Origin of the sequence: Burkholderia sp. BCC0044 (genome assembly GCF_902832955.1) — a bacterium.
Classification (GTDB): Bacteria; Pseudomonadota; Gammaproteobacteria; order Burkholderiales; family Burkholderiaceae; genus Burkholderia.
In genome coordinates, this window is record NZ_CADFDO010000002.1 from 570,692 (window position 1) to 589,035 (window position 18,344).

The following is an 18,344-nucleotide window of genomic DNA, read 5'->3' on the forward strand; positions in this document are numbered from 1 at the left end:
GATAGTGGGTGAACCCGGAAACCGCAAGAGGCTAGAAGCAGCGCTCTAAGGGCCGCAAGCCAGGCGGGAAAAGGCTGAGCGGGGTTTGGAACGGGCCGCTTCCGCCATGCGGGATGCGCGGAAAGGGCCGTCGGCAGGGCGGGAGAGGGAAAAGGCGGGACCGCCGGCGCGCGGCGGCCTGTTTGAAACGGTATCAGGGTCGGATCGATCGGCTGGCCGTCTCATGGAAAACCCCGGCCACGATCGTGACCTGCGCGAGCGCATAGAGGCCCCAGATCAGATAGTCGATGCCCGGAAAACCGCCGAGGAACCGGCCGACGCCGATCAGTGTGTCGGAGCCGACGAAGATCAGGCTGCCGATCGCGACCAGCGGCCCGCGCGTGCGGGCGGCGAGCGCGAAGCTCGCCATCGCGCACAGCACGAGCATATAGACGGCGACCGGCGCCATCAGCTCGCCGAGGTGCGGGAAGAACGCGACGTAGAACGCCGGCGCGGCGATCCACAACGCGATGAGCGCAACGATGCGCCAGCCATGCGGCCGCGCGCGCCACCGGAAGAAGATCGCGCAGTAACACAGGTGCGTGAGCAGGAATGCGCCGAGGCCGAACACGAACGACAGCGGCCAGTCGGGCAGCGCGAGCAGCACGTCGCCGAGCACGGCGGTCGCGAGCGCCGCGCACAGCCACGCGCGTTCGCGCGGCGCGCCGCAGGTGCTGCCTGCCGCGAGCAGCAGGACGCCCATCGAGGCTTTCGCGGCGGCCTGTCCCGGATAGGGCGCGGCGGCGAGCGACAGCCCGTACAGCAGCGCCGCGGCGATGGCGAGCGGCCAGAGCCGGCGGTAGGTGGCGGGAAGCGTGGCGATCAAGGCGGGTGTCTCCGGTTTGTTGTTGTCTGCGGTGGACGGCGCGCCGTCGACAGCGCGGCTGCCGGCCATTATCCGGAAGAACGGGTGCGCGAAAACCGGCGAATCCTTCTAGGAAACGACGGTGACGGGCAGCAGTGCCGACACCGGATTTTTCCGCGCGTTGCCCCGGCTGAACCGGGGCAACGGCGCTGATTCCGCTTGCTATGATCGCCGCGGTATTGCCGTTGTCGTTGTCTCGCCTGGCCGCGCGACCGGATGCACGAGCCGGGGCGCGTCCGATGAATCCATGCCGTGCACGGCCCGCGTGCGTAGTCGAAGCGGGGCGGCCCGGTCACCACGCAAACAGGTCCGACCATGACCGAACTTCTCCACGGCGACGGCGCGATCCGTCGCGCGACGCCGTACGGCTCCTCGATCGAAAACACCTATGCGGGCGTGCTGTCGTTCATGCGCCGCAATTACTCGCGCGCGCTCGACGGCGTCGACGTCGCGATTTCCGGCGTGCCGCTCGACCTCGCGACGACCTATCGTTCCGGTGCGCGGCTCGGGCCGGCCGCGATCCGCGCGGCGAGCGTGCAGCTCGCGGAACTCAATCCGTATCCGTGGGGCTTCGATCCGTTCGACGATCTCGCGGCCGTCGACTACGGCGACTGCTGGTTCGATGCGCACAACCCGCTGTCGATCAAGCCGGCGATCGTCGAGCATGCACGCACGATCCTGCGCTCGGGCGCGAAGATGCTGACGCTCGGCGGCGATCACTACATCACGTATCCGCTGCTGGTCGCGCACGCGGAGCGCTACGGCAAGCCGCTGTCGCTGATCCATTTCGACGCGCACTGCGATACGTGGGCCGACGACGATCCGGACAGCCTCAATCACGGGACGATGTTCTACAAGGCGGTGAAGGAAGGACTGATCGATCCCGCGACGTCGGTGCAGGTCGGCATCCGTACGTGGAACGACGACTTTCTCGGGATCGAGCGGCTCGATGCCGCGTGGGTGCATGACCATGGTTCGCGCGCGGCGGTCGAGCGGATCGTCGAGATCGTCGGCGCGCGGCCTGCGTATCTGACCTTCGATATCGATTGCCTCGATCCGGCGTTCGCGCCGGGAACGGGTACGCCGGTCGCGGGCGGGTTGTCGTCCGCGCAGGCGCTGGCGATCGTGCGCGCGCTCGGGGCGGTGAACCTGGTCGGAGCGGATGTGGTGGAGGTGTCGCCTGCGTACGATCACGCGGACATCACGGCGATCGCGGCCGCGCATGTGGCTTGCGATCTGCTGTGTCTGTGGCGGCAGAAGAAGGTGGCGGGGGCGTTGCGTTGAGCGCGTGCCGCGCGGGATACGAAAACGGCCGGCGTGGCATTGCGCCCCGCCGGCCTGCCGATGGATGGAGCCGCGCGCGTTACTTCGCCGCCAGCGCACTCGCCACGTTCTTGTCGACCCATGCGTTGTCGGCCACGCTCAGCTTCTGCGGAATCAGCTTCGCCGCGTAGAACGCATCGGCCACGCCTTGCTGCGCGGCGACGATCCGCTCGTCGATCGGCACCGCACCGAACGGCACCCGCTTGATCCACGTCTCGACGAGCGCCTCGGGCAACCCGACCTTCGGCGCGAGCAGCGCGGCCGTGTCGGCCGGATGCCCGTTGACCCACTGGCCCGTTTCGCGCGCCTGTTTCAGGATCGCGCCGACCACGTCGGGATGCTGTTGCGCGAAACTCCGCGTCGCTTCGTAGAAGTTGTTGGTCGCCGCGAGGCCCGTGTAGTCGGACAGCGTGCGCACCTTCAGCGCGTTCTGCGCGGCCGCGTAGTACGGATCCCACACGGCCCACGCATCGACGTTGCCGCTTTCGAACGCGGCGCGCGCGTCGGCCGGCGCGAGATACACCGGATGGATTTCGTCATAGCGCACGCCGGCTTTCTTCAGCGCCTCGAGCAGCAGGTAGTTCGCGCTCGAGCCTTTCTGCAGTGCGACCTTCTTGCCGCGCAGGCCGGCCACCGTCCGGATCGGCGAATCGCCCTTCACGAACACCGCTTCGTTGTGCGGCGCAGGCGGTTCCGCACCGACATAGACGAACTGCACGCCGGCCGCCTGCGCGAACACGGGCGGCGGCGCGCCCGTGTAGCCGAAGTCGATGCTGTTCGCATTCAGCGCTTCGAGCAGTTGCGGGCCGGCCGGGAATTCGAACCATTGAACGTCATAGCCGAGCGGCTTGAGTCGCGCTTCGAGCGCGCCCTGCGCCTTGACGATCGACAGCAGGCCGGCCTTTTGATAACCGATGCGCACGATCTTGTCGGCGCCGCCTTGCGCGAATGCCGACGCGGCAGATACGGCGACGAGCGAGACGGCGGCGGCGCGGGTGATCCAGCGGGTGAAACGAATCATCGAATGAACTCCATGCGAGGCATCTTCGGGGAGCGGCCGGTGCCGCTCGGTTGGAAGAATCGTCGCATGGACGATCGTGTCCGCAAACGAAGCATTGCCGATATGGATATGACCGCGGCGACCCTATGCTTTGTCGTCGTGGCCTGCCGGATCGGGCGTCTCGCTCGTGCCGGACTGCGGTGAAGTCGGTGAACGGGCGTGTCATGCAAAAAACCGGCGGGCACGTTGCCCGCCGGTTTCTTTATGACCGTCTGCGCTGATATCGACAGTAGCGCTGCCGTTAACCGCGCGTATCGACCCAGTTGCGCGCCCAGCGTGCCGAATGCGCGAGCGCTTGTGCTTCGCTCGAGAAGTAGTCGAGCGAATAGAACTGGTAGCGGCCTTCGTCGCGCGCGCTATCGGCGCGTTCGAGCAGCAGGTTGGATGAAAAACTCCCGTCGGGCAGGCGATGCGCCGAGGGTTGGACGGCATAGCCGTTGTACTGTTGAATTCGTTGGTTGTGCATTTTAATTTTAATGATGATCGAGTGCGCGGCGTGCCATGCGATATACGCACGGGTATGCCGATTCCAAGCCATTGCGAGCTGAATCTGACGCAGTCGGAAAGCGAAAATGAGGCGTTGCGGCCGGAGGGGGGGATGAAGTGCAACGAGACGTGTGGCGCCTGGCAAGCTGCTCATTGAACAGAGGCAGCTGAAGCCGATCGCGCCAACTTTGGGAGACGATGCTCCGTGGGGATGTCGCTGCGACCCGGCGTCCGTCGAGGGAGGCCGGGCCCTTCAAACTTTACAGCGGCTTGATGTTCGCCGCTTGCAGACCCTTCGGTCCTTGCTTCGTTTCGAAGCTCACTTTTTGGTTTTCAGCCAGCGTCTTGAAGCCGTCGGCGCGGATTTCCGAGAAGTGCGCGAACAGATCGTCGCCACCGTTGTCCGGCGTGATGAAGCCAAAGCCTTTGCTGTCGTTGAACCACTTGACGATACCGGTATCCATGAAGATTCCTTGAGAAAAAAATATGAAGTTTTGCTCTGTTGAAGAGCGCGCGAAGCGTCAAGGAGGGAGAGGACAACGAATACCGCTTGGAGAGAGCAGCAATTGATGAACAGCAATCGGACTTCTTGGACTTCGGCGCATACACTAACCGGCGGGCGGGGTTAGCGTCAACCATTAACTTGTAACTGTGTCGCAGCGCGGCCCATTGGGATGGACGGGGGTGGGCGGCGCGGGCGCGATGCAGCGGTTTGAATCGGGAGCGAACCGCGCTTCCCGGCATTCGCCGACCCCGGGAACGGTGGGGCTCGCCAACGACGGTCGCCGGTCTTTCCCCGAACCGCGCACTCGCGCGGGGCAGCGAAACATCGACGCACGCATGACGGCCGAGCGCCTATCCGTTGTCGCCGTCGCCTTGCGTTTCGCTCGCACCGGACTGCCGCGCGGCTTCGGCTTCGTCGCTGAGCTTCTTGTCGAGGATCGTCGCGACCCGCCCGCCGAGATACGCGCCGGCCGCGGCTTCGAGCGCGCGGTTCGTCTCGCCTTCGACGAACACGGCCGCGAGCGGGCGCAGGCGCCAGATCGCGTCGACCAGTTCGGGCACGTCGGTGGCCGGCGGCAGCGTGCCGGCGTCGTAGCGGTCGAGCCGCTTCACGACGAGATCGACGAGCAGCCGCGCGATCGCGTCGAAATGCGGCCGCGCGAGGCTGATCACGTCGAGCAGCTCGCGCGGCGGAATCCCTTCCTTCGTCATCGCGGCCGCCGCCTCGAGCAGCGCGGGGCTCTTCGCGACGAACGACAGGCCGCGCCGTTCGAGCAGCCCGAGCTCGGTCACGCGCGACAGTTGCGTGGTCGCCTGCGGGCCGAACATCTGCGCGAGCGCGGCGAGCGAATAGGTTTTCGGCAGTTCGTGCGACCAGCGGCCGCCGATCGCGTTTTCGAGGCCGAGGATCGAGCGCAGGTCGTGGCCTTCGTCGATCGCCTTGATCAGATCCTGGATGTTCGACAGCGTGTAGCCGCGCGCGAGCAGATGGTTGATCAGCTTCAGGCGCGCGACGTGCGTGTCGTCGTAGATGCCGACGCGCCCGCGTTTCTCCGGCGGCGCGAGCAGCCCGCGATCCTGATACGCGCGGACGTTGCGCACGGTGGTGTCGGACACGCGCGCGAGTTCGTCGACCGTGTACTCGTTGCGGGCATCCGGCGCAGCCTCGTCGGGCGTGGAATGAGTCTGTTTTGGCATGCGGCCATTCTAGCGCGCCGGGGCAGGCTCGGGCGAGGCGGGGTGCGTGTTCGCGCCGTCGCCGAGCGGGCGCTGCATCAGCGCCGTGTCGATCCAGCGGCCGTGCTTGAAACCGACCGCTTTCAGCAGGCCGGCCGGTTCGAAGCCGAACGCGCGATGCAGCGACGTCGAGCCGCCGGTGCCGCCGTCGGCGATCACCGCAATCATCTGGCGCCACGGGCCGCCTTCGCAGCGCGCGATCAGCGCCTCGAGCAGCGCGCGGCCGATGCCGCGGCCGCGCTGCGCGTCGTCGATGTAGATCGAATCCTCGATCGTGAAGCGATACGCGCTGCGCGTGCGGTACGGCGTCGCGTACGCGTAGCCGGCCACGCGGCCGTCGCATTCGGCGACGAGATACGGCAGCCCGTGGTTCAGCACTGCGTCGCGGCGTACGCGCAGTTCGGCGGCGTCGGGCGGCGTTTCCTCGAACGACGCGACGCTGTGGTGAACGTGGTGTGCATAGATCGCGTGGATCGCGTCGAGGTCGGCGTCGGTCGCGTCGCGCACGACGCAGGCGGGAGCGGTGGACATGGCGGCAGGCCTGAAGTCAAAACGCTACTATGCCGGCCGCCGACGCGCGTGGCAAAGCCGTTTGCGGTTTCGGCGATTTCGGCGGCTTACAGCCGGCCGTCCGCCGCATGAACCGCATCGGCGATCGCGTCGGCGACGCGCTGCACGCGCGGCGACCGGCGCACGTCGGGGTGAACGACGAGCCAGATCTCGCGCTCGATGTCGCAGCGCGGTGCGTCCGTGAGTTCGACGAGCGGTGCGCCGGCGTGCGCGGCCGGATCGTCGACGAGAAACCGCGGCAGCAGCGCGACACCGGCCCCGGCGGCGCAGGCGCGATGCTGCGCGGCGAGGTCGTTGGCGATGAACGCAAAACGGCGGCCGGCCGCGAAGCGTTCGAGCCATTGCTGCTGCGGCGTTTGCGCGAGCGCGTCGTCGTAGCCGACGAACGGCCAGGTGTCGGGCGGCGCGTCCGCCCATTCCGGGGCCGCGCACAGCGCGAAGCGCATCGTGCCGAGCCGGCGCGCGGCGAGCCCCGGCTCGCTCGGCCGCGACAGCCGCACCGCGAGATCGGCTTCGCGCGCATACAGGTTCGCCGCATGCATCTCGCCCATCAGGTCGATGCGCAGCGCCGGCCACGCGCGCTGCGCCCGGGCCAGGCGCGGCGCGAGGAAATGGCTGGCGAACACCGGCGACGCCGATACGCGCACGACGCCGTCGAGCGCGGCCGCGCCCTGCGCGGCACGCGCGAACGCATGCGCATCGGCTTCGAGGCGCGCGGCGTGCTCGGCGAGGTGCAGCCCTTCGTCGGTCGGCGGCCAGCCGCGCGGCAGCCGGTCGAACAACCGGATCCCGAGCGCCGACTCCAGCGCGTCGATGCGCCGCGCGACCGTCGAATGCTGGACCTGCAACGCCCGCGCCGCGGCCGACAGGCTGCCGCCGCGCATTACCGCAAGGAAGTAGCGGACGTCGTCCCAGCTCATCGGCAGCACGGGTGCGCCGGCAGAATCAACGTCGTGTTCGGTCGAATTTTGCACAGTAGATGGGCGTTCAACATGAATTCCGTTCGATTATGCACGATGGGATGATCGTGTCACTTCATTCGATAGCGAGAAACGTCATGCCCCAAACTGCCAATGCCATCCGGATCGGGATCGACCGTTACGGCGACGCCGGCGTGCTGCGCCGTGTCGATGCGCCCGTCGCGCCGCCCGGCGCCGGCGAAGTGCGGATTCGCCAGACCGCGATCGGCGTGAATTTCGTCGACATCTATTTCAGGACGGGCGCGCACGCATTGCCCGCGCTGCCGCAGGCGCTCGGCGTCGAGGCGGCCGGCGTGATCGACGCGGTCGGGCCGGGCGTGACGGCGCTCGTGCCCGGTCAGCGCGTCGCGTACGCCGGTCTGCCGACCGGCAGCTATGCGAGCCTGCGCACGATGCCGGCCGAGCGTGTGCTGCCGATTCCCGACGGCCTGAGCGATGAAGCCGCCGCCGCCGGACTGCTGAAGGGGATCACCGTCTACATGCTGCTGCAGCGCGTGCGGCAGGTTGGCGCCGGCGATACGGTGCTCGTGCATGCGGCGGCCGGCGGCGTCGGGCTGCTCGCGACGCAGTGGGCGCGTGCGCTCGGCGCGCGGGTGATCGGCACGGTCGGATCGGCCGCGAAAGCCGCGCTCGTGCGCACGCACGGCGCCGAAGCGGTGGTCGATTATCGCGAGGAGGATTTCGTCGCGGCCGCGCGTGCATTCGGCGGCGGCGCGGGCGTCGACTACGCGATCGACGGAATCGGCGGCGACGTGCTGACCCGCACGCTCGGCGCGATCCGTCCGTTCGGCATGGTCGCGAGCATCGGGCAGGTGGCCGCGATCGGCGCGCGGCAGACGTTCGATCTCGACGAACTCGGCCCGGCCCGTTCGATCGCGCTTGCGCGGCCGAGCGTGCTCGGTTTCATCGCGCGCGACGTCGGCGCATATCGGGATGCGGCGCGTGCGACGCTCGACCGGCTGGCGGGCGGGATGCACGTCGAGATCGGCGCGCGGCTGCCGCTCGAACAGGCGGCCGACGCGCACCGGTTGCTGGAGTCGCGTGCGACGACGGGCGGTGTCGTGCTGCTGGCGTGACGGCAGGGTGCGGTTGGCGGTTCGCGACCCGGCCCGACGGGCGCGTCGCGAGCCGCCCGCCGCTCAGTGGTGCTTGCGCAGCGGCGCGTCCTCGACGAACCACGCGAGCACGAACGCGATCGCGATCACCGTCGCGGCAGACAGATAGACGACGTGCAGCGAGCCGGCGAACGCGTGCAGGTACGCGTCGCGCACGGCATCCGGCAACTGGTGCACGGCGGCCGGGCCGAGCGCGGGCGGCAGCTCCGTGCCGGCCGGCAGCGCATGCATCATCCGCGACTGCAGCCCGTGCGAGAACAGCGCGCCGAACGCGGCGACGCCGAGCGAGCCGCCGATCGAGCGGAACAGCGTCGCGCCCGACGTCGCCACGCCCATGTGCCGGAATTCGACGGTGTTCTGCACGGCGAGCGTCAGCACGGGCATCACCATCCCGAGGCCGATCCCGAGCAGCGCCATGTACGCGTACATCGTGTGCAGCGGCGTATCGAGCGTCAGCGTCGACAGCAACCCCATCGCGACGCCGCCGATCAGCGTTCCCGCGATCGGGAACGGCCGATACGAGCCGAGCCGCGAGATCAGCCGCCCGCTGACGATCGACGTGACGAGCATCCCGCCCATCATTGGCAGCAGCTGCATGCCGGCCTGCGACGGCGTCGAGCCCTTCACGACCTGAAGGTAGAGCGGGATGAACGTGACCGAGCCGAACAGCGCGATGCCGACCACGAACCCGATCAGGCTGACCAGCACGAAGGTGCGATGACGGAACAGGTCGAGCGGCATGATCGGCTCGGCCGCGAGGCGCTCTTCGTAAATGAAGCCGCCGATCGCGACGAGGCCGAGCACGAGCGTCATCCACAGCTGCGGCGACGTCCACGGCAGCAGCGAGCCGCCTTCGCTCGTGAACAGGATCACGCAGGTGAGGGCGGTCGCGAGGAACGCGGCGCCCATGTAGTCGATCCGGTGCTTCACGTGCGCGGTGTGCGGCCGGAACGCCATGCCGATCACCGCGAGCGCGAGCAGGCCGAGCGGCAGGTTGATCGTGAAGATCCAGCGCCACGAAAGATGCTCGACCAGGAAGCCGCCGAGCAGCGGGCCGACGATCGTCGCGAGTCCGTAGACGCCGCCGAACATCCCCTGGTAGCGCGCCCGGCGATCGGGCGGGACCAGGTCGCCGATGGCGGCCATCGTGACGACCATCAGGCCGCCGCCGCCGAGCCCCTGCAGCGCGCGCAGCACGATCAGTTGCGTCATGTCCTGCGCGACGCCGCACAGCGCGGAGCCGGCGAGGAACAGCACGATCGCGGCCTGCAGCACGATCTTGCGGCCGTACAGGTCGCCGAGCTTGCCGTACAGCGGCAGCACGACGGTGGACGACAGCAGGTACGCGGTGACGACCCACGACAGCTGATCGAGGCCGCCCAGTTCGCCGACGATCGTCGGCAGCGCGGTCGACACGATCGTCTGGTCGAGCGCGGACAGCAGCATGACGAGCAGCAGCGCGGCGACGATCAGCCCGGTCGGCGCGTCGCGGCGGGCCGCGTCGGCGGCCGGTGGCGTGAGGAGGGTGTCGGTTGTCATCGAAATATCTGCCATGGCAGGGATTTGCATCGAAATATAGCCATGAATGATTGACTAGTCAATTTCTGCCCAGCCTCGATATGTTGCAGTCGTAACGGGAGATTGCCCGGCTCAAAAATTGACCAGGATCAGCTGCCAGGCAGGGACGGACTCAAGTTTTTTGCAGGCAAACCGTAATACAGCATGCTGCGGACCGATTTGCCGCGGCATTTTTCATCGCTCACGTGCCGTCATGAACCTGAACGCCTTGTTTTCCCGTTTCTCGATCCGTACGCGGATTTTCTCCACGCTCGGCCTCGTCGCCGTGCTACTCGTCGTGTCGGGGCTGATCGGCCTCGCGGGCATGCAGAGCTCGAACCGCGCCCTCGATGAAGCCTATACGCGGCAACTGGCGGCGAAGACCGCGCTGTCCGCGGCGAGCCTGAACCTGACGATCGTGCGCACGACGCTCGACCGGGCGCTGTTGCATCCGGACGCGCCGGAGGTGCCCGATCTCGTCAAGAAGGCCGAGGGTTATCTCGCGAAGGCCGACACGGCGTGGCGCAACTACGCGGCGATGCCGCACGACGGCGACGAGGGCCCGCTCGCGAGCCGCCTCGATGCCGCGCGCCAGGCGCTGATCGGACAGGCGCTGAAGCCGATGATCGATGCGATCCGCGAAGGGCGGCGCGACGAAGCCGACCGGTTGCTGATGACGGTCGCACCGCCGCTGTCGGTCGCGCTCACGCAGGCGACCGACGCGCTCGATGCGTACCAGGCCGCGCGCGGCAAGGCCGTGTACGACACCGCGCAGACCTATTACGGCTGGATGCGCATGGGCGCGATCGCGGGCATCGCATTCGGCCTCGCCGCGTGCCTCGGCTGCGCGATCGGCCTGCATTTCGCGATCACGCAGCCGGTGAATCGCCTGCTGTCGCATTTCCGCCGGCTGTCGGACGGCGACCTCACGTCGGAAGTGCGGTGGTCGTCGCGCGACGAGATGGCCGAACTGGTCAAGGGCGTGACCGGCATGCAGCGCAGCCTCGCGGATACGGTGCGTCAGGTCAGCCAGGGTACCGAAGCGATCTCGACGGCGACGCACCAGATCGCGGCCGGCAACACCGATCTGTCGCAGCGCACCGAGGAACAGGCGTCGGCGCTGCAGCAGACGGCCGCGAGCATGGAGCAATTGACGGCGACCGTGAAGCAGAACGCCGACCACGCGCTCGAGGCGCAGGCCTGCGCGGACAGCGCGAGCGAGATCGCGACGCGCGGCGCGACGGTCGTTGGCGAGGTGATCGGCACGATGAACGAGATCGACCGGAGCTCGCAGAAGGTCGCCGACATCATCGGCACGATCGAGGGGATTGCGTTCCAGACCAACATCCTCGCGCTGAATGCGGCGGTCGAAGCCGCGCGCGCGGGCGAGCAAGGCCGCGGCTTCGCGGTGGTCGCGGGCGAGGTGCGCACGCTGGCACAACGCTCGGCGTCCGCGGCGAAGGAAATCCGTACGCTGATCGGCGAATCGGTCGAGCGTGTCGCGACGGGCTCGCGGCTCGTCGGCACGGCCGGCGCGACGATGCAGGACATCCAGCAGGCGATCGGGCGCGTGACGGGCATCATGACGGAGATCGCGGCCGCGTCGAGCGAGCAGCGCGACGGGATCGAGCAGGTGAACCGCGCGGTGTCGCAGATGGATCAGGTGTCGCAGCAGAACGCGGCGCTGGTCGAGCAGGCTGCCGCGGCGGCCGCGTCGCTGGAGGAGCAGGCGGATGGGCTGCGGCGGGCGGTGGGGGCGTTTCGGGTGGCTTGAGCGTGAGGAGGTGAATTGCCGCGGATCTGTGGGCTGATGCGGCCTGTTTCGCGGGCTGGTCGATGCTCTCGTCGGTGATCCGAGCGCGCAGTCTGTCGAGAAACAAAGCCCCGCTAGCGGGGCTTTGTTTCTTATAAATCAAAAACTTAGGTTATAACCTTTAGAACAAAGGCAATCTGGCGCGAAGCCAATCCCACTTGGAGGGGGGGATCATCAGATGTTTTTTTATATTCGATTCATCGGTCAAGTCGATATAGCGAACCAGGTTGCCCTCGTAACGCAGGGGCGGATGAGAGCTATCTCCGTGATACCAGTTGACGGAGAAATATCGTCTCGCAAGAAGCTCGCCATTTTCACTAAACACGCTTAGTTCGATGTTGTCGTCGGTCGCGTCCTGATCATTCCCGCCAGTGCCACACAGCTTGAATCGATACCAAACGCCATTCATGTTTTTTGTGCCGCCATCCAATGTATCCGCGCGATCATAGAAATCGCATCGTCCGTAGGCGGGGCGATTGAAATGAATGATCAAACCTGCGCATACGGAAATGGCAATGGCTAAGCCAATGTATCTGATGGCTCTATTCGGCATATTTCACCAAGGTTAAGATCGATCGGCTTCTTTAGCTTCAAATAGACTGGACTTGAATATATCATGAAGTCTCTGCCTCTGTGATGCTTCTCTCGCCAGCGACTGTAGTCTGCGTTGTAGATCGGAAAGTAAACGTCGGACGCTTTGAATTTTCCGAACATGCTTCTTCGTGTGTCGACTGGTTTGTTGATGTTTTTTGACCAAATATCAATGTCGAACTCTCGCTTTGGCGAGCTTGAGCCGGTGAGAAGCGACCCAGTGGCGATGACCACTCCATACTTGTTCCAATGGCCTAAATATTGTTTTCCGTTGAATGAGTAGTTGTCTTTCACGTAAATATAGATGTGCGTGATTTTCCCGGTGGCGCTTAGGCAATAAAAGGTGCCTGCTTTTTCATATTTGAAATATTTTTCACTGGAGATTTCAATATTTCCAATGGCTGCATAAATATTGAAATTGGCCAATGCTCCTGTGAGATCGGTCGGGGAAAGATTTTCCAGTGTGTCAAAATTTCCTATCTTCGATAGTTGAAATTGCCAGTCGTTGTGAAATTTGCGCAAATTTCCTATAAATGCGGTGGTGTTGAAATTGAATGTCGGATTTCTATCAAAAAATAGCTCTTTGACAAAGGACTTCGTGATATCTGTTGCTGTGCGTATGGAGCGCTCGCTGTAGATATCGCTCGCGAGAAGTTTCTCGTATTTTTTTCTGACGTTTCCGAATTTCAGGACCCAGTCAAGGGTAACGTCGTCGTCATTCAGCGGCTGGGCTGACGTTGGATCGTCATTGTAGGTATGCGCAGCGCCCGCAAACCAGATCCGCGCAAGCCTGGCTGAAACCTTCCAGCCCAGATTGTCCATCGCAATCGGCACGTCCTGGAGATCGAAAGGCGGCGGGTTTTCGCAAACTTCCGATTCTGCCTGCGTCGGCGGTCCTTTGGTTATTGCCCGATCGGCTTGCGGCGGCGGTTGAGGTGCTGCTGGCGGCTTCGGGGCATTCGAGGGCCTGGAAATCGGTTTCGGTTTCGGTGGCGGCGGTTTTTCCCCCGGTGCAAGCCTGTCGATCGATACGCTCCTTTGCGTATCAAGCGGAACGCATCCTTGAGAGCCCTTGTATTCCCTCAACTCCGATCCGAACAACCCCTTTTTCGGTTTGTAGTACGGCAGCTTTTTTACATCGGCCATGGACTATCCCGTTTGCAACGAATGGCCAGGCATCGTAAAAGCCGGCTGCAAACGGACAAACCGTCAGGTATTGCCGAAACACGTCGAAACGAGCGTGAACAAGGGGCCGGGGCATCGAGAAATGTGTCCGATTGTGTCAACAACCACGATCTCGGGGAGTGTCCCGGGGCAGGCGTTCGCCCGCCCGCCGCGTCAACCGGCCGCGTCCGCGAGTTGCCCGGCCGCGCGCGACGACGCGACGATCAGCAGCTTCATCGTCGCGCGCGTCGCGCCGACGAACAGCTTGCGCGCGGCCCGCGCGTCGAGCGTGTCGAAGTCGACTTCGGTGAGGATCACGCACGGCGCCGACTGGCCCTTGAAGCGGTAGATCGAATCGAGCAGCACGTCGCCCTCGCGATACTCGGGATTGCCGAACAGGTCGTACTTGCCGGTGAAGCGCTTGATCCGGTGCGGGCCGAGCTGGTCGAGCGGCGCGAGCACCGAGCCTTCGCGGCCGCGGTACGACAGCACCGCGATGTCCTGCTTGCGGAAACCGAGCGACAGCGCCTGCGTGATCGCACGCTTGGTCGCGTCGATGCAGGCTTGCGCCAGTGCGTCGCCCGACGCGCCATCTTCCCCGTAGGCCGACACCGACGGGTCGGAGCCGTCGAACGGGCTGCCCGAGCGCAGTTCGGCCGCGAGCGGCTCGACCCGGCCGACGACGTCGCGCACGAATTCGAGCAGGTCGCGCGGGCTGCGGTAATTCGTGAGCGCCTTCAGCGTGACCCAGCCGGGCAGCGCGACGGGTTCGCGCATGTACAGGTTCTGCAGCGGATCTTCCAGCCACCACCATGCGCCATCCGGCGCGAGCAGACGCTCCAGCGCGGCCGCCCACGGCGCGTGGAAATCCTGCCCTTCGTCGACGATCAGCACGTCGAAGCGCCAGCGCTCCGGAATCGGCGCCTCGGCGAAGCGCGCCTCGAGCCGTTCGAATTCGCCGGGCACCTGGAAGTCGGGCGTATAGCCGCCGTCACGCGCGACCCAGTCGCACAGCTGGTGGTAGTTCGCGATCTTCGCGCCGGGCGGCGCGATGCGCGCGATGTAGTCGGCGAGCGGCCGGTTGAAGCATACGTAGAGCACGCGCCGGCCGGCCGCGACGGCATCGCGCATCACCTGCACCGCGAGCTGGGTCTTGCCCGACCCCGCGGTGCCGGTGACGCGCAGCCGGAACGGCGTGAAGTCGAGCTGGCGCGCCCATGCGGCGAGCCCGCCCGACAACCGGGTGACGAGTGTGCCGGCCTGCCCGACGAGCGCGCTCGTGTCGGGCGTGAGCGCGAGCTCGTCCGCGAGGAAATGGTGGAGCTTCGGCGCGTTCGGAAAGAGTTCGTCGTCCTCGGGCAGGATCTGCAGGATCACTTGCGCGAGCTGCGCCTTGCGCGACGCGTCGACGATGCGGTCGGGCGCGACGCCGGCGATCGACGCGTCGCGGATCGAGTAGTCGGGGCAGTACAGCAGCGCCTCGACGCCGTAGACGCCCGCGCCGAGCGCGGCCGTCAGGCGCCGGTGCAGCGTCTCCTGCGTGCGCGCGAGCTGGATCGGAACGTTGCGCTCCTTCTGCAGGTAGACCTTCACGAGCCCCTTCGGGGTTTCGCGCAGGAAGCCGGCCTTCTGCTCGATCAGCAGCACGCGGCCGGCCGGGCTCACGACGACGAACGCGGCTTCGCCGAACACCGAGAACGCCTGGTCGGCGCGCGTCCAGTGGACGCCGTGATACACGGTGTAGCTGTCGGGCAGCGCGTGTTCGAGCGCGGCGAGCGTTTCGCGCTCGCGTTCGGCCGCGCCGGTCGCGGCGAGGCTTTTCCAGTCGTCGGGGATGAGGCGGGCCATGGAGTCGGGCGGCGGATGCCGGCGTGGGCGTGAACGGGTGCGGCTATTGTACTGAGGAACCCGTTCATGCCCGCGGCGCGGCGCGTGCGTTGGCCGTTTGCCAGTCGGGCGGCCGGCCCGGCGACGTCAGCCGCGCGCGAGCCGCTTCGCGAGATCGGCGCTGAGGATCGCCATGCGCGCGGGTTTTTCGTAGCACACCACGTCGAACGCGCGGATCACTTCGCTGATGTCGGCTTCGCTCGCGCGGCCGGTGAGCAGGTCGCCCGTCAGCACGAAAATCGGCGCGCCCGGATTGTCGGACGTGCGCACGGCCTTGATCGCGGTGGCGGCCGTGCTGTCGTCGAACAGCCATTCGGTCAGGACCGCGTCGAAGGCTTGGCCCTGCAGCGCGTCGACGAACGGGGCGAGACCGTCGAATGCGGCCGTCGCAAAACCCTGCCGTTCGAGATAGCGGCACAGCTCGGTCGCGCTGACGCGATCGGGATCGATCACCGCGACGACCAGCTTGTCGCTCTCCGCGCGGCGCGGGTAGATCTCGATCTTGTGCACGTCGTACGCGTTCTGGTACAGCACGCCGGTATGGCGCAGCACGCGCCAGCGGCCGTTCTGCTCGTACGCGACGAACTCGGGGCGCGCGCCGGCTTCGAGCGGCGCGCCGATCCAGGCGGTGCACGGAATCTCGGCGACGCCCGCATACAGGACGGCTTCCTGCGAATAGGCGCCGACCATGCCGGGGTCGAGCGTTTGCGCGCCGAACAACTGGGCGGCGGGTTCGCCGTACGCTTCGGCGACTTTCTTGATCTGCGCGAGCGTCCAGGGGCTGCTGCCGCGCAGTTTGCGGTGGCCTTGCGAGAAACTCAGATCGAGGATGCGGCACAGCTCGGTGGTCTGCTGGCGCTTGCCGATGCCGTTGCGGGTCATCAGCTCGCGCACGCGCTCGGCAACCGCGAGGGAATCCGTGGTGATTGCTTCAGTGGTCATGCTACGGGGACGGATCGTGACGTTCAGAACGACGCCTTGCGGCAGTCTCGGCGGACAGTCTTCATGACGTCCAATGGCGAGCCGACCGGCCACGCACGGAAAAGATAACTTTACCGCAAAATGGTCGTCATTCAGTGTGGTGAAAGGTGCGTTTGTGTGAAAGGTGTGTCATGACGTTACGCCCGGCCTGCCTCGGCGCGAGCGCGCGAAAGGGCGTTCGACAGCTTCGGGTTGGGATTTCGACGGCCGGGGCGCGATTCCCCCTGAGACGGAAGGTAATCGCCGCGCGGTGCACCAACGCAGGGCGCGTAGTCGCCCCGACCGAGGTATCGGGCCAGCACGGCAGGATATCGCGCGACGGATGGCCGAAGCCGTTTCAGGACGACCGATCGACGGTTTACTCTAGTGAAACCAACGCGGATACATTTTTTGGGTGTGCGCAGCTGCGTGCTACGATTTCGCCGTCTCAAAAAAGTGTTGAACCGATGCAGAAGAAATTCTTGATGCGCGGATACGAAATGAACTGCGAGCCGCGTGTGACGGAGGACGGCAAATACGCCGCGCAGGTCGAGGTCACCAAGGTGGGTTTCAGCCGTGAGGCTGCGTTCCGCAAGCTGGGTGAATTCGAGACCGAAGCCGAAGCGGTCGCGTACGCGAGACGATTCTCCGAAGAATGGCTGAGCCGCTATGCGTAGCGGCGCGTGCCCTGCCCATGGCCGTGCAATGCGGGCATCGGGCTAACCGGCGGTGCTGCGGGCCGAACGAGCGGAATTCCTGCCTGAATATTGCGAATGCGTCCGGAAATTTGTAGATTGACGACTCCTGTTGTGAGATGTCGATCGTCCGAAGGCAACGCAATCGGAGACTGCGAATGTCCACTCTGTGCATGCAGACCGTCGTTCACGGCAAAACTGTCCAGGTCGTGCTGTCGCCCGAACGGCGTACAGCCAGGATCGACATCGTCGATGACGAAGCCGGCAGCTATCCGCCCCGCACGATGAGCATCGAGCGGTACGTCAACGCCGGCATGGCCGACGACGAAATCGCGCGGCATGTTCTCGAAGTCGTCACGATGTCGATCGAGCAGCTTGCGAGGCTGCAGCCGTTCGAGCGCACGGCAGGTGCCCAAACGCGCTATTCGCACTGACGGTGCTTGGGTAGCGGCGGCCCGTGCAGACCGCGAAGTCTTGCCTGAACGGCCGCGTGATCGATCGGGCGTTTGCCGTGTCGCCGTCGAGCCGATACGTATCGATTGCGCGTTCGCGCTACGCCGGCATATACATGAACGGCTCGCCGTCTTCCCGCTCGACGGACAGCAGCCGCTGGAGCTGATCCAGCGCGAACAGCTGTTTTCCATCGGCCGCCGCTTCGGCGATCGCGGCGTCGACCAGCTTGCGCGCCCGCGCAAGGATCACGGATCGCTGACGGGCGATCTCGAGCACCATCCGTTGCTCGACGTTCTGCCGATTCGATTGCTTGTCGCTCAGGTGGCGCCAGCGATCGCGCAGCTCGGCCCAGGTGATGCGCTGAAATTCCGGAATCGTGCGCGGCAGCGTGCCTGCCTCGGCCGGCTCGGGCGGCCCGCGCAACGCGCAGCGCAGCGCCGCGCGGGCGCGCCATTCGTCCGAAAACGGCGCGTACACGTCGCGCGTGCGCCCGATCGGGTTGGCGCGCTCGATTTCCTTGTCGAGCAGGTAGCCGAGCCGCCGAAGCGCGGACCCATGCGCGAGCATGCCCGGATCGAGCACACGGATGCGGCGCGATGCGTCCGCGACGTGGGCTTTCAACTCCCACAGCGTCAGCCGGAGGTGCTGCACTTCGAGGATCAGACGCTGTACGTCCGCGTAGGTGCACTTCGTCCACCATTCGGTGAGGTCGTTCAGCTTGGGGGGATCGAATGGAGGGAGGATCATTTTTACTGCGATGACACTGTATGGATATACAGTTTATCGTGCGGCGCGCCGGGGGCGTCAAGCCGAAAAAACGGGGCCGGTCGACAGGGCGAAATTGGCGTGACGTTTTTTTCCCCGCGACAGACTGCGTCCGCTCGTTTGTTCGCTTTGTGCAGACGATTACCCGTCGTGGTGGGCAAGAGCACGGACATGAGCAAGAACATAGTCGGTCGCGCTGAATCGGCCGTGGTTCCGGCAGCAGGAAGCGACCGTTGCAATCGCTAGATGTGACCGGCATCGTCTGTCATTGCATTGGCAGT

General features: G+C 65.7%; 18 protein-coding genes. 5 read left to right on the top strand and 13 right to left on the bottom strand.

All coding sequences use genetic code 11. The annotated features are described in order from the left end of the window. Nucleotides 1-193 precede the first annotated feature (193 nt). Nucleotides 194-865, bottom strand: a complete 672-nt coding sequence (locus HWX14_RS11160) for a lysoplasmalogenase (protein WP_175882770.1) — start codon at nt 863-865, stop codon at nt 194-196. Nucleotides 866-1,219: 354 nt separating this feature from the next. Here HWX14_RS11160 and speB point away from each other — a divergent pair, with 354 nt between their 5' ends. Then, on the top strand, nt 1,220-2,188 hold the full coding sequence (gene speB / locus HWX14_RS11165) for an agmatinase (RefSeq protein WP_175882771.1): 969 nt from the start codon (nt 1,220-1,222) through the stop codon (nt 2,186-2,188). A 79-nt stretch (nt 2,189-2,267) separates the two neighbouring features. On the opposite strand, the gene HWX14_RS11170 is transcribed toward speB, so the two are convergent. From HWX14_RS11170 to HWX14_RS11195, 6 genes are all read right to left on the bottom strand, one after another. Further along, nucleotides 2,268-3,248 (bottom strand): sulfonate ABC transporter substrate-binding protein, encoded by a 981-nt coding sequence (locus HWX14_RS11170; protein ID WP_175882772.1) that lies wholly within the window; start codon nt 3,246-3,248, stop codon nt 2,268-2,270. 280 nt (nt 3,249-3,528) lie between these two features. Further along, on the bottom strand, nt 3,529-3,753 hold the full coding sequence (locus tag HWX14_RS11175; RefSeq protein WP_175882773.1) for a hypothetical protein: 225 nt from the start codon (nt 3,751-3,753) through the stop codon (nt 3,529-3,531). 280 nt (nt 3,754-4,033) lie between these two features. Further along, the gene (locus HWX14_RS11180; RefSeq protein WP_006485974.1) at nt 4,034-4,237 is read right to left on the bottom strand and encodes a cold-shock protein; all 204 of its coding nucleotides are present in this window, start codon (nt 4,235-4,237) and stop codon (nt 4,034-4,036) included. A 391-nt stretch (nt 4,238-4,628) separates the two neighbouring features. Further along, nucleotides 4,629-5,474, bottom strand: a complete 846-nt coding sequence (locus tag HWX14_RS11185; protein WP_175882774.1) for a MerR family transcriptional regulator — start codon at nt 5,472-5,474, stop codon at nt 4,629-4,631. A 9-nt stretch (nt 5,475-5,483) separates the two neighbouring features. After that, on the bottom strand, nt 5,484-6,044 hold the full coding sequence (locus tag HWX14_RS11190; protein WP_175882775.1) for a GNAT family N-acetyltransferase: 561 nt from the start codon (nt 6,042-6,044) through the stop codon (nt 5,484-5,486). Nucleotides 6,045-6,130: 86 nt separating this feature from the next. Then, the gene (locus tag HWX14_RS11195) at nt 6,131-7,003 is read right to left on the bottom strand and encodes a LysR family transcriptional regulator (RefSeq protein WP_175882776.1); all 873 of its coding nucleotides are present in this window, start codon (nt 7,001-7,003) and stop codon (nt 6,131-6,133) included. A gap of 137 nt (nt 7,004-7,140) precedes the next feature. Here HWX14_RS11195 and HWX14_RS11200 point away from each other — a divergent pair, with 137 nt between their 5' ends. Continuing rightward, nucleotides 7,141-8,139: a quinone oxidoreductase gene (locus tag HWX14_RS11200; RefSeq protein WP_175882777.1), complete on the top strand. Its 999-nt coding sequence runs from the start codon at nt 7,141-7,143 to the stop codon at nt 8,137-8,139. Nucleotides 8,140-8,202: 63 nt separating this feature from the next. Here HWX14_RS11200 and HWX14_RS11205 read toward each other — a convergent pair whose 3' ends face one another. Beyond that, nucleotides 8,203-9,717, bottom strand: coding sequence for an MDR family MFS transporter (locus tag HWX14_RS11205; RefSeq protein ID WP_175882778.1), 1,515 nt, complete (start codon nt 9,715-9,717; stop codon nt 8,203-8,205). A 232-nt stretch (nt 9,718-9,949) separates the two neighbouring features. Here HWX14_RS11205 and HWX14_RS11210 point away from each other — a divergent pair, with 232 nt between their 5' ends. After that, nucleotides 9,950-11,509, top strand: a complete 1,560-nt coding sequence (locus tag HWX14_RS11210; protein ID WP_175882779.1) for a methyl-accepting chemotaxis protein — start codon at nt 9,950-9,952, stop codon at nt 11,507-11,509. 160 nt (nt 11,510-11,669) lie between these two features. Here the strand turns inward: HWX14_RS11210 and HWX14_RS11215 are convergent, their stop codons facing one another. The 4 genes from HWX14_RS11215 to HWX14_RS11230 all read right to left on the bottom strand — a co-directional run bounded on the left by HWX14_RS11215 (nt 11,670) and on the right by HWX14_RS11230 (nt 16,132). Further along, nucleotides 11,670-12,041 (bottom strand): hypothetical protein, encoded by a 372-nt coding sequence (locus tag HWX14_RS11215; protein WP_244130202.1) that lies wholly within the window; start codon nt 12,039-12,041, stop codon nt 11,670-11,672. Between the two features lie 26 nt (nt 12,042-12,067). Further along, nucleotides 12,068-13,285 carry a DUF6402 family protein gene (locus tag HWX14_RS11220; protein ID WP_175882780.1) on the bottom strand — a complete coding sequence of 406 codons (1,218 nt, stop codon included), beginning with the start codon at nt 13,283-13,285 and terminating at the stop codon, nt 12,068-12,070. A 192-nt stretch (nt 13,286-13,477) separates the two neighbouring features. After that, the gene (locus tag HWX14_RS11225; RefSeq protein WP_175882781.1) at nt 13,478-15,151 is read right to left on the bottom strand and encodes an ATP-dependent helicase; all 1,674 of its coding nucleotides are present in this window, start codon (nt 15,149-15,151) and stop codon (nt 13,478-13,480) included. 126 nt (nt 15,152-15,277) lie between these two features. Beyond that, entirely contained in the window at nt 15,278-16,132 is an 855-nt protein-coding gene (locus tag HWX14_RS11230) for a helix-turn-helix domain-containing protein (protein WP_006485970.1), read from the bottom strand. Nucleotides 16,133-16,617: 485 nt separating this feature from the next. Between HWX14_RS11230 and HWX14_RS11235 the strand changes: the two genes are divergently transcribed. Both HWX14_RS11235 and HWX14_RS11240 read left to right on the top strand, forming a co-directional pair. After that, nucleotides 16,618-16,827 carry a hypothetical protein gene (locus tag HWX14_RS11235; RefSeq protein ID WP_175882782.1) on the top strand — a complete coding sequence of 70 codons (210 nt, stop codon included), beginning with the start codon at nt 16,618-16,620 and terminating at the stop codon, nt 16,825-16,827. 176 nt (nt 16,828-17,003) lie between these two features. Next, on the top strand, nt 17,004-17,279 hold the full coding sequence (locus HWX14_RS11240; protein WP_175882783.1) for a hypothetical protein: 276 nt from the start codon (nt 17,004-17,006) through the stop codon (nt 17,277-17,279). Between the two features lie 118 nt (nt 17,280-17,397). Here the strand turns inward: HWX14_RS11240 and HWX14_RS11245 are convergent, their stop codons facing one another. Beyond that, entirely contained in the window at nt 17,398-18,045 is a 648-nt protein-coding gene (locus HWX14_RS11245; protein ID WP_175882784.1) for a hypothetical protein, read from the bottom strand. Nucleotides 18,046-18,344: the final 299 nt, after the last annotated feature.